At 38.9% G+C, this 11,869-nt stretch carries 9 protein-coding genes; 6 read left to right on the top strand and 3 right to left on the bottom strand.

Annotated elements, in window-relative coordinates:
* Window positions 1-68 precede the first annotated feature (68 nt).
* From ACXAC4_RS10925 to ACXAC4_RS10915, 3 genes are all read left to right on the top strand, one after another.
* Window positions 69-599 carry a TIGR00645 family protein gene (locus ACXAC4_RS10925; RefSeq protein ID WP_404394229.1) on the top strand — a complete coding sequence of 177 codons (531 nt, stop codon included), beginning with the start codon at window positions 69-71 and terminating at the stop codon, window positions 597-599.
* A gap of 271 nt (window positions 600-870) precedes the next feature.
* The gene (locus ACXAC4_RS10920) at window positions 871-2,871 is read left to right on the top strand and encodes a methyl-accepting chemotaxis protein (RefSeq protein WP_475161426.1); all 2,001 of its coding nucleotides are present in this window, start codon (window positions 871-873) and stop codon (window positions 2,869-2,871) included.
* A 126-nt stretch (window positions 2,872-2,997) separates the two neighbouring features.
* Entirely contained in the window at window positions 2,998-5,019 is a 2,022-nt protein-coding gene (locus ACXAC4_RS10915; protein ID WP_475161423.1) for a S9 family peptidase, read from the top strand.
* A 36-nt stretch (window positions 5,020-5,055) separates the two neighbouring features.
* Here ACXAC4_RS10915 and ACXAC4_RS10910 read toward each other — a convergent pair whose 3' ends face one another.
* On the bottom strand, window positions 5,056-6,009 hold the full coding sequence (locus ACXAC4_RS10910; RefSeq protein ID WP_475161422.1) for a GGDEF domain-containing protein: 954 nt from the start codon (window positions 6,007-6,009) through the stop codon (window positions 5,056-5,058).
* A gap of 10 nt (window positions 6,010-6,019) precedes the next feature.
* The gene (locus tag ACXAC4_RS10905) at window positions 6,020-7,102 is read right to left on the bottom strand and encodes a uroporphyrinogen decarboxylase/cobalamine-independent methonine synthase family protein (protein WP_475161421.1); all 1,083 of its coding nucleotides are present in this window, start codon (window positions 7,100-7,102) and stop codon (window positions 6,020-6,022) included.
* A gap of 314 nt (window positions 7,103-7,416) precedes the next feature.
* Here ACXAC4_RS10905 and ACXAC4_RS10900 point away from each other — a divergent pair, with 314 nt between their 5' ends.
* The 3 genes from ACXAC4_RS10900 (at window position 7,417) to ACXAC4_RS10890 (ending at window position 9,056) form a co-directional block, all read left to right on the top strand.
* The gene (locus tag ACXAC4_RS10900) at window positions 7,417-7,704 is read left to right on the top strand and encodes a hypothetical protein (RefSeq protein WP_390441151.1); all 288 of its coding nucleotides are present in this window, start codon (window positions 7,417-7,419) and stop codon (window positions 7,702-7,704) included.
* Between the two features lie 385 nt (window positions 7,705-8,089).
* Window positions 8,090-8,542: an Hsp20 family protein gene (locus ACXAC4_RS10895; RefSeq protein ID WP_475161418.1), complete on the top strand. Its 453-nt coding sequence runs from the start codon at window positions 8,090-8,092 to the stop codon at window positions 8,540-8,542.
* A gap of 169 nt (window positions 8,543-8,711) precedes the next feature.
* Complete coding sequence (locus ACXAC4_RS10890; protein ID WP_475161414.1) at window positions 8,712-9,056, top strand: HIT family protein; 345 nt, start codon at window positions 8,712-8,714, stop codon at window positions 9,054-9,056.
* On the opposite strand, the gene barA is transcribed toward ACXAC4_RS10890, so the two are convergent.
* On the bottom strand, window positions 9,049-11,808 hold the full coding sequence (gene barA / locus ACXAC4_RS10885; protein ID WP_475161411.1) for a two-component sensor histidine kinase BarA: 2,760 nt from the start codon (window positions 11,806-11,808) through the stop codon (window positions 9,049-9,051). The two genes, ACXAC4_RS10890 and barA, sit on opposite strands and share 8 nt — an antisense overlap.
* Window positions 11,809-11,869 lie beyond the last annotated feature (61 nt).

Genomic DNA, 11,869 nt, shown 5'->3' with positions numbered 1-11,869 from the left:
TGTCTAACTATTTGAAACAGGTGTTGTGGTTAGACTAGAATGCCGAAAATTCTTTGATAGGTAACACAATGAACGAACCGAAGTCGTTTGGTAACAAACTGGAGCATGTTTTAGAGTCAACCCTTTTTAAAGGTCGCTGGCTACTGGCGCCTTTCTTTTTAGGTTTATTGTTTGCTGTGATTTTGCTGCTTATCAAATTCTTTAAACAACTTTATACAATGACACTCACTGCATTCAATACAGCTAATAATGACTTGCTTGTTGGTATTTTAACTTTAGTCGATACCGCTCTATTGGCAGGACTGTTATTGATCATCATTTTTAGCGGTTACGAGAATTTTGTGTCTAAACTCGATATTGATAACCATAGAGATAGACCTGCTTGGATGGGTAAAGTTGGCTTCTCAGGTCTAAAAATCAAGTTGATCAGTGCCATTGTCGCTATCTCAGCTGTAGAGCTATTAAAAGTCTTTATTAGTTCAGAGTCTCTAAGTAATGAAGAACTTGCTTGGAAAGTGGGCATTCACTTAACGTTCGTCATATCAGGCGTATTATTTTCAATTACTGATTACATTAACAGTAAAACTCATAATCATTAGTAAACAATTCTCAAAAAAACAGAACTTTGGCCACTGACTTTCCGTGAAGTTGAGTGGCCTATCTAAATTTAGCATCTTTGTATTTTTTGTTTATAAATCATTCAAACAGAGTCAGTTTTTCTACCCTTTTTAAGTTTATGAAGTAAAAGGCTTTACTCTTTACTCGACTAAATACTAATATTATTTCATTAGGAATAATTGCTTCTAAATTGTGTGTTTAGGCTCTATATTTTAAAGCAGTTAACTTTTTATAAAAAAATAAGTTGTCTCTATGTTTGTAGCTGTAGCCAAAAAGATATCCAGTCACCTCACATTAGTTGTTCTTTTACCCTGCATTTTACTTGGTGCGATAATTACTTATGACATGAGTATGGCGTTCAAGAAAATGAATAATGCCTATGACGCTGAGTACAATGCCTTCCTCAGTCACGCAGTTTTGAGTATTGTTCATGAGACGCAAAAAGAACGTGGTGCTTCGGCGGGGTTTGTGGGGTCAAATGGCGCTAAGTTTGGCCAACCTTTGAGAACACAGCGATCAAATACAAATGCTAAATTAAAAAAATTAAGAAGTACGCAAAAAGACTGGGCGCTGTCCAAAGAAATGCACAAAGAGCTTAAAGAGTTTGAAGCACTTTTCATTGAACTAGAGTCAATGCGCGGAAAAATAGATAACTTATCTGCATCAGTACCTGATTTATTAAAATACTACACCTCAATTAATTCGAAAGGTCTTCATATTGTTATAAAAGCCGCTCGTCTAAGTGAAGATCCGATTATCGCTAAAGAGTTAACAGCTATATATAACTTTTCGAGTGCAAAAGAGTCTTCGGGAATTGAGCGAGCGATATTGGCAAATGTTTTTGCCAATAATGAAATGAACTTTGCTCAAAAAGCACGTCACGTAGAGTTATTGACACAACAAAAAGTATATATTAATGAAGCGCTTGAAGTCGCGCCTAAAGCAATAAATTCGGTTTTGCAATCAGCATTAAATCAAAGTTCATTTGCTGAAGTAGAACGTTTTAGAAGTCTAGTGGAACAAAAAAGCTCTGATTTTAACCTTAATCCGGAAGTATGGTTTGATGCAGCAACAAGAAGAATAGATGCTTTGAAAGATGCAGAAGAAAAAGCTTTAACAATTGTTGATAAAACGGCAATTCGAATTCAACAAGACGCCGTAGTAGTAGTCATTGTAGAAGCAGTCATATTTATTGTTGGTTTGCTCATTACTGCTGCGCTGTTTTTATCAATTCGATTAAGGCACCAACAATCAGAATTAATAGCTAGAGGCATTGAAGTTGCAATTAAAGAGCGCGACATGGCTGATGAGATTGAAGTATTAAGCTCAGATGAACTCGGCGAGTCTGCAGATAAAATCAATGCACTGACTAAGCAGTTTGAAGAGGACTTAATTGAGCTTGGCTTAGTGTCTAAAAAAATCACAGTATCAATTCATGAAACAGCTGTGGCCATTAGTCAAAGTCAAGAAAATTTGGTTGAACAACAAATGGGGATCCAAACTATTGCCTCAGCATCAGAGCAAATGAGCGCGAATATTCAAGTTATCGCAAGCTCCATGTCTGATAATTCACACGCTGCTAAAACCGTTGCCAATGAATCTTTAAATGGTCAAAAGGTAGTCAGTGAAGCTGTAGAAGTCATTCAAAGTGCATCTGATGATATGGCCCGTTCAGCGCAATCGGTTGATACCTTAAACGAGCGCGTAGGCAGTATCTCTAGCATGGTAGATATGATCCGAGAAATTGCAGAGCAAACAAATTTATTGGCGCTTAATGCGGCCATTGAGGCAGCCAGAGCGGGTGAGCAAGGGAGAGGCTTTGCGGTTGTGGCTGATGAAGTTAGAAGTCTAGCTAGTCGAACGCAAAAATCGACCGAAGAAATATCCTCTTTGGTGGCAGAGCTTCAAACAAGCTCAAAAGAAGCGTCAAGTATTATTACCCAAGGTAAAGACAATGCATTAGAAGCTGCTAATCGAGCAGAAGAGATTAAACTGGCTTTAGCGACGATCGTTGAACAGGCAAAACAAGTTGAAGCGGTGACAGAAGCAGTTTCTTCAAACACTCAGCAGCAAAGCAATGCGATTGAAGAGGTAAGTAAGAATATCGTTGATATTTATCAAAAGGCCACTGAAAACGTTGCTGGGGCAGAAGAAATAGCCAAAGCGGCAACCAATATAGCGGGCTCAGCAATCGATATGGATGAAATGATTGAACGCTATAAGGTCAGTAAAGAATGTAATTACGAGTATTAAATAAAACTTAAGCTTTTCATGATGCCCTGTTAGTGGGCATCACTTTTACTCACTTCATCGCTAAATTCATGACATTTCTTGCTGACTTTAGTATTCATAACCTAAATTTATTGATTAGGGATCACTATGGATATTGGGATCAGAAAAACACTTTCAGCACTGGCATTGTTGCCTATTTTTGCTCAAGCAACTACCACATTTAATGCCAATGATATATTTGCATTAGAGTATGCCAATGACCCACAAATTTCGCCAAACGGCAAGCAGGTTGTTTATGTCAGAAATTCAAATGACATAATGAAAGACAGTACACGCCGTAATTTGTGGTTAGTAGATGTAAAAAGTGGCGAACAAACGCCGTTATTTTCAGATGAAAACCAATATCTTCACCCTAGATGGTCACCTGATGGAAAGAAAATTGCTTTCATCAGTAATGCTTCTGGTAGCTACCAAGTGCATGTGCATTACCTAGAGAAAAATCGCACAGCTCTATTGAGCCAGCTTCAATCAAGTGTGAGTAATTTAACCTGGTCGCCCGATGGCAAGTGGCTTGCCTTTAGTCAGCAAATTAACGAAAAGCCGTCAGTGATTGCGAAAATGCCAGCCAAGCCAAAAGGTGCGACCTGGTCAGAGCCTGCAATTGTTATTGATAAAGCTTATTACCAAGCTGATGGCAGAGGGTTAGTTAAACCTGGCTACCGCCAAATTTTTATTTTACCAAGTGATGGCGGCACACCGCGTCAACTAACTTCAGGCAATTTTCACCATGGTGGACAGCTTACTTGGCATAGTAACTCAGAAGAAATTGTATTCTCAGCGAATAGAATTAAAGATTGGGAATATAAGCGTTTAGAAGGTGATTTATTCAGTGTAGATTTAAAGGGCAAGCTAACTCAGCTCACTACTCAACCTGGTCGAGAGCATTCTCCGAGCTTTTCAAGAGACGGTAAAAAACTCGCTTTCTTAAGCGCATCTGGTGAGTTGAATCCTTATCGTAATCACAAACTGAATATCATGGATTGGTCAGATAAAGAGTTTGAAATGGTGGGCAAAGATTTTGACCGCTCTATTCAAAATCCAACTTGGATAAGCAATTCAAGATTGGCAATTGCCTACGATGACTTCGGTAAAAGAAAACTTGCAGCGATTTCTTTAAGTGGCAATATCAAAGACCTAGCCGACAGCTTATCGGGCACAACACTGGGTAGGCCTTATATTAGCGGTCAATTTAGTGCTAACTACTCTGGTAAAGTCGCCTTTACCCATGGCACAGCGCAAAGGCCCGCAGATGTAGCAATTGCATCGACTAAAGGCAATACCAAACAGCTAACTACGTTAAACGAAGATTTACTTGCTCATAAAACTTTGGGTGAGGTGCATGAAGTTAACTACAAGTCTTCATTTGATGGTGAAAAAATCCAAGGTTGGTACATCACGCCACCGAATTTTGACCCTAAGAAAAAGTATCCGCTATTGATTGAAATTCATGGCGGCCCTCACTTAGCTTATGGCCCACACTTTTCGGCTGAGTTACAGCGCTATGCCGCACAAGGGTATGTGGTGTTTTACGATAACCACCGAGGCAGCAGCTCTTATGGCGAGCGTTTCGCTATGTTGTTAAAGTATAAGTACAGCTCGAAAGAAGATTTTGCCGATCACAATTCGGGAGTCGATGCCATGATAGCGAAAGGTTTTATCGATAAAGACAATCTATTTATTGCTGGTGGGTCGGCAGGGGGGATTGCTACGGCTTATGCGATTGGCCTAACAGACAGATTTAATGCAGCTGTTGTCGTGAAACCAGTAATTAACTGGCTCAGTAAAGTGCTCACTGCGGATAGTGGGTTAGTACAAATACCAACGCAATTTCCGGGTATGCCTTGGGAGCATGTTGAACATTATTGGCAACGCTCTCCGCTATCGTTAGTCGGCAATGTAACAACCCCAACCATGTTAATGACTGGCGAAGAAGACTTACGCACGCCAATGGCTGAAACAGAGCAATATTATCAAGCACTTAAACTTCGTGAAATCGATACAGTTCTGGTGAAAATTCCTGGTGCGCCTCATGGTATCGCAGGTAAGCCATCGCGAATGGTGAGTAAAATCGAGCATACTCTTGCTTGGTTTGAGAAATATAAAAAGTAGGGCAGTTCGATATGGTGTGGTTAGGTTGGTTTCAATTTAACCACACACAACCAAATTACGGCCAGATTGTTTTGCCTTATACATTAACTGGTCAACTCGAGTGAGCAAGGTTGTAAAGTTATCGTCTCTCTTAAATTGTGTTACACCAAAACTGGCAGAAAGGGATTTTTTGTTTGGAAATATAATGGTATTTAATGCATTTTTGATGTGTTGAGCGATGTTGCAAGCGTCGGTCAATGATACGTTATTGACGACTATAAGAAACTCTTCACCTCCCCAGCGACCATATTGTGCGTAACTAGGTAAAAACTTCCTCATGGCATCCGCTGTTGCCATAAGTATTTCGTCACCATAGTTATGCCCAAATGCGTCATTGACTCTTTTAAAATGATCTAAATCGAACAGCATAATTGAGAAAGGCAAACCAGTATTTGCTGTGTCATTTATCAATTCGCGTAAAGAGGCATTAATTTTTCTTCGATTATATAATTTAGTTAACTCATCAGTGATTGCTTGTCGTTCTAATTCTTTTGCTTGGTTAAACTCTTCAGTAATATCTTGAATAAGACCGACTGTTCGTAGCGGTTGTCCAATACTATTTGTAAAGGTATGACTAAAATGCTTAAAGTGGCGTTTTATTTGTGTATCGTCTAAAAATGCATGAATGATCGCTGGGTGCTCAACGTCTTCGAGTTGAATTAATTTCGTTTCAAGCGCTAAGTGTTGCGAAGGATCGATAAGACTAACAAATTGATTCCATTTAAGCTTGCAAGATGCTTGTGTCAACCCTAGCATGGTAAGCAGTTCAGGAGAGAGGCATACGTCATAGGTGAGGTGATTGAGCTTCCAAGTGCCTACTTTTGCGACTTGCTGTATCTTAGATAAAGTAAATTGCTCAAACTGCCTTTCTCTGAGGTCTTTTTTGAGTTGGTGATTCTCCATCTCAAGATTGAGTTGATGCAGGTTTAAACTTGGCTCAATACTCGTCATGTTTACTTCTTTAACTTAATCCAAGCGTCATCTCAGCCAGTTTGGTTCCTTCTAATCTAGCTTTTATCTTCTGATATGCGACTTCTCGGGCAGTTGATATATCGTCTGCGAAAGGAGAAAAGCCACAGTCATCTGTAGAGCCTAACTGCTCCACAGGTATATATTTAGCAGCGGTGAGTAATAATTCACACACCGATTCAGGAGTTTCTATTTCTTTGCTAATAGGGTTGGTCACGCCTATAAAAACTCTTTGCTCTGGTTTGATGACATTTCCAAGTAAATAGAGCGCTTTTTCTGGCTCTTTTTCACCGCTTATTGCCACATAAAAGTTACCCGCATTGATTTCAAATAATGTGGGCAGTAAATATTTGTAGTCCACCTCGGCACTGTGTGTTGAATCGATATCTGCACCGGGGCAAGTGTGAATACCGATACGAGCAATTTCTTCTTGATTGAAATGTGAAAGGCACTTGTTGATTAAATCAACAAATGAATTAAGTAGCTCACCAGAGGGATCTAACTTCAAAGATAACCTTGCTTCTGTGAAGTCAATTTGTACTTTGTGCGCCCCAAGCTCTAAACAGCGTTTCACTTCTTCTACATGTTGCTGAACTAAGTCTTCTATGAATTGTTGATGGTTGTAATCTTTTAAGCCCGTATTTGGATAGACTAAACTTAGCATTGAAGGAGAGATCACAGCCTGTTTGACAGGGACATTTGCGTGTTTTATTGCAAACTGTAAAAACTCATCTGCGGTATGCTCGTATTTAAATGGTGCAGTTTTGAGGTGTGGCGCAAATACGCGAGAATGGCCATCCGAAAAATCAACTAATAAACCTTCGGATTCATAGCAACAAGAGTTGTGTAAACAGTAATGCGCAAAGCCATCAAACTTTCGTTGTTCGCCATCACTGATCACTTCACAGCCTAAAGCCTCTAAATCTTTCATGACTTGGACTGTTTCTGATTCGGCGATATCGCAGAGTGCAGCATAACTAAGCTCGCCATTTTGAAACGATTTATACGCACTTATCAGCTCAGCATTTCTTGGTATTGAGCCTATCTGCTCTGAAGGAATAAACCGTTTTTTCATCTATGACCCCAAAAACATGTAGTAAAAAGTGGGCGTGTAATTTTTGTGTAGTTAAACATCAACACTATTAACTTAAATCTAGATTAATGCTTAAAAACTTCCAGTTTTCCGAAGAGTTTTATACTTGATGGTTTTTTTGTTGTTATTAAGTTGATAATTGGGCTGTTGGTATCGCCGTATGAGTTTTTTCATAATATTCAAAAATAGAGTGCATTTTTATTAATATTTAAACATTTTCTTAACCTTGATCTTGATTTGTAAATATTTTGCAATTAACTTTAACAAATAGATTGTTTAGTTTAAGGGATTAAAAAATGTTACATGGATTTAGAGTGATATTGTTAATTGGTGTGTTTTTAGCGATAGCGGGTTCTGTGCAATCAGGTGATTGGCGATATTCTGTCTGGATCGTTGTTGCTCTATCAGCTGTACTCTTGATGAGTTTTAAATTACCAAAAAGCGAAAATGAAGAGTTAGGTGAGCGATCAGACACAAAAACAGATTCGTTTGTTTTATTGCTATCTCCAGCCTCATATTTTTCAGATAAATACGATTCTAAAGCAACAAATTCTTCTCTACGTAGTAAACGCTTTAAATATTAAAATAGATTCCAACCAACAGTAAGTAAACAAAGCCTGGGTAAATGCTCAGGCTTTTTCTATTTAACTCACTTCTGAGAGTTCAATCAGAGTTTCTGTCAATTTCGCTATTTATATTATGGTTCAGGCATCGATTTAATAAAAAATAGCTTTTGGTAAGAATTGTATAAAATCTCAAATATCAGTAAGTTGAGTGCAAATTTATGAATCCCTAAAAATTAAATTTAAATCTTTTTAATTTTTTCTCTTGAAAACTGTTTATCAGACCTTATCTCTTATTGTGAAGACGCCTTACAGGGTTTTCTATAACTTAATACTATGAATTATAAAGGTATTCTTGCTCATAAGAGGAGGTGCCGAGAACTTATCGCTCTAAGAGGATATTATTATGCGTACAGTAGATTTATCACCATTATATCGTTCATTCATTGGTTTTGATCATTTAGCTCAACTTATGGATAACGCTAGTCGTAATGCAAAGCAATCAAGCTTTCCTCCATACAACATAGAACTTTTAGGTGAAGACAAATATCAAATCACTATGGCTGTGGCAGGGTTTGTAGAATCAGAACTACAGATTGAAACCGAGAAAAATACCTTAACAGTGAAAGGGGTAAAAGAAAGCAAATCGGTTGATGGAGAGCGTACCTTTATTCATCAGGGTATCGCTGAAAGAAATTTCGAACACAAATTCCAATTGGGTGACCATGTAAAAGTACGTGGTGCATCTTTAGAGAATGGTTTATTAAATATTGCCTTAGAGCGTGAGGTCCCTGAAGCAGATAAGCCTCGCACTATTGCAATAAATGACGCTAAGCAAGAGCTGCTAAAAAGCGCATAAACCATTCAATTCATTTTAACGTCTCCCAATCAGCGGCTTATTTAGATAAGCCGCTTTTTTGTTTCATACACCCTCGTTTTTTAATTCATTGCTACACTTTGAATATGAAAGCTAAGAATCTTTTCTTATAAAGCCTTTGACGCTTTTAGTGATTTATTTTGGAGGTTGTATGACAAGTTATAAAGGTAATGACTTTTACTGTGATCTAGCATTAAGCGGCAAAGTAGAGCTCGATGTTGTATTTGAGGATCAACATGTACTCGCTTTTCATCATACTCAGCCTCATTGGCCTGTACATATTGTGGTTATCCCTAAACAACATCTTCCTTCATTTACTGACTTAGGAGGTCATAGTTCAGAACAACTGTTTCACCTTATGATGGTTGTACAAGAGCTGGCAGGTAAAGTTGAAAAAGAATATGGTGCAGCACGCGTGCTTACCAATCTTGGTGATTACCAAGATAGTAAGCACTTGCATTTTCATGTTAATTTTGGCGAACCTAAACTTAACTAGCTTGAGAGACTTGTTTAAAATTTTCTAGCTCATCAAGTAACTCGAGCACCTCAGGCTCAACACCAGAAATGTTTTGATGGCGCTTAAGACCGGTTTCAATGGTTTCTGATAACTGTTTTAGCTTAGGCACACCGGTGTAGCAACAAGCGCCATGAAACTTATGAATGACAGAAAGCAGGAGTGCGAAATCTTCATTTTCAAGTGCTTGATTTATCTGTTGATGCGTGTCGTTTAGGCTATCTAATAGCATATTCAACATTTCAATGGCCAAATCGGGTTTGCCGCCTGCATGACGAAGTGCTAAAGGCCAGTCGAGTAAATGGCTTTCAAAAGGGGCTGGGCTTGGCTCAACTTCTTCTGATTTGACCTTTGTTGTCGAGCTCACCGCTGAACTGCTGTAATCACAAATCGTTTGTTTCAGCATATCTTCATCGATAGGTTTAGTTAAATAACCACTAAATCCATCTTTAAGTAACTGATCTTTTTCGCCACTTAATGCGTGTGCGGTGACGGCGATAATAGGCGTATCTTCGTTGAGAGATGAATCCAAGATAGTTTTACATGCCGTGATGCCGTCCATAATGGGCATTTGAATGTCCATAAAGATCAAATCATATTTATGTGTTTTACACAGTGCCACAGCTTGAGCGCCATTATGTGCAGTATCTATGCCTTCGATTTGCTCTGATAAAAGTGTAGAAAGTAGTTTTAAGTTGGCATCATTATCATCAGCGATGAGTGCTTTCAAAGGCAATATTGTCTGGTCATGTTCATCGGTTGAGACATCTGGATGATCTAAGCGGTATGGAGCCGCTAACATTTCGCAAAGTTTACGGTAATGCAACGGTTTACTCGCACAGGCATCTGCGCCACTCCCTACTAATGATTCTCGCATATTATGCGAAATGGTACTGACCATGAGGTATAAATAATCAGCCAGTGGACGTGCTTGGGAGATGTAATTCTTAAGCACTGGCATCTGTTCAACGTCAGCGGTATTACCAATTAAACAAATGTCATAGCTGAAATCTTTTTCAAGGGCTTGGTAAAAAGTCTCCTCAGTCAAACAAGGTGTTACTTGCATTTTCCACTCATGCAATTGGGCTAATATTGCATAGTGAGTGTGCTCTTGAGGCTCAAAGAATAAAATACGCTTATTCTCAAGGCTATAAGTCGGTAAGTCGTTGTTAAATGCTCGCCGAGGTAGCTCAAAGATGGCATTAAAGGTAAAACAAGTACCTTGGCCAGGTGCAGAGTTTAAACTAATGCTACCACGCATGGCCTCAACTATATGCTTAGTAATAATGAGGCCAAGACCGGTGCCACCAAATTTACGGGTAATGCTTGAGTCAGCTTGGCCAAACGGTGTGAAAAGCGCATCTTGCTTTTCTGCTGCAATGCCCACACCAGTATCACTTACAGACACTAGCAAAGAGGCATTGGTTTGTTTGATTACACGGTGAGTGATATCAATTTTAACCGCGCCTTTTTCTGTGAATTTAATGGCATTACTTATCAAATTAATGAGTACTTGCTTTAATCGGGTTGGGTCTCCGACTAAATTCTCAGGTACATGCGGGTGAATAGAAATAGACAGTTCAAGTTTTTTCTCATAAGCGCTTGGCGCTAGCAATGTCATGACTTCACTGATAACTTCTCGTAACTGAAAGTGGATACTTTCTAATTCCATCGCTCCAGCTTCTAGTTTAGAGAAATCCAAGATGTCGCTGATAATGGTCATGAGGCTATTGGCAGAAAGCTCAATAGTGTCTAAGTATTCTTTTTGGTGTTTATTTAGCGGGGTTTTATAAAGCTGTCTTGTAAAACCAATCACACCGTTTAAAGGTGTTCGTAATTCATGACTCATTTTCGCTAAGAAGTCAGATTTAACTCGGTTGGCATCTTGGGCTTCTTTTTTGGCAATATTAAGCTGGATATTCTGTGTTTCGTACTGCTCTAGTGTCTCTCGGTAATCACTGGTGGCTTGATCAATATGTTTTTGCATTTCGTCACGTTGGTTTGCCATGGCACCATTGATGGTGTGCAACCCTTGACGAAGCAGTTCAAACTCACCTTGCATCGGTGCTTGAAGACCAATGTCTTGTTTACCTTCGACCAGTTTGTCTGTTGCTAACAATAACTTTGACAGTGGAGAAACTAATACTTTACTGATCCGCAACGACAAAATACCACTCAAAATTAATGCAATTACAATGATACTAATACTCATAATAAGCGTTTGTTGCTGTGCAATAATCGCTTTATCTTTGCTCACTTCAATAACTAATAACGCTAGCGGCGCGGCATGGGCATCTTGCCATTGCTCTGAAGGTTGAGAATTAAATTTAACAGGGGTGAAAAATATAAATGTATCGTCTCTTTTCACCATATCAGTATGGTGAAGCGCTTTAATGTCGCTAGTGAAGTTTAAATTACCAAAATGCTCATGATAATTGCTCGTCAGTAGTAGTTCTTTTTCAACATCAAAAACAGCAATAGTTTTAATAAGCGGAGAATGTTTGTTGTGTGCAGTACTGACTATGCGCTTAAGTTGTGCTCTATCTTCACGCAAAACGGGTTGCTCTAAAGCGATTGCCAATGGCTCTGAAATGCTACTTCCACGTTGGAAGAGAATTTCTTCAAGCTCAACATAACGATTTACTGTAAAATACCCTCCAAGAATTAAACCAATCAGCATGGTAGGGATTAAAGTTAGAACGAGAATGCTATCGCGCAGGCCTAATCTGGTCATGAATGAATTATTTCTTATTAATATTCTAGCTTTAAGAGTATCGACTTAGACACGGGTTGGC

The organism is Pseudoalteromonas sp. AWM4_233 (genome assembly GCF_056158285.1).
This window is presented reverse-complemented; position numbering and strand designations above follow the sequence as displayed.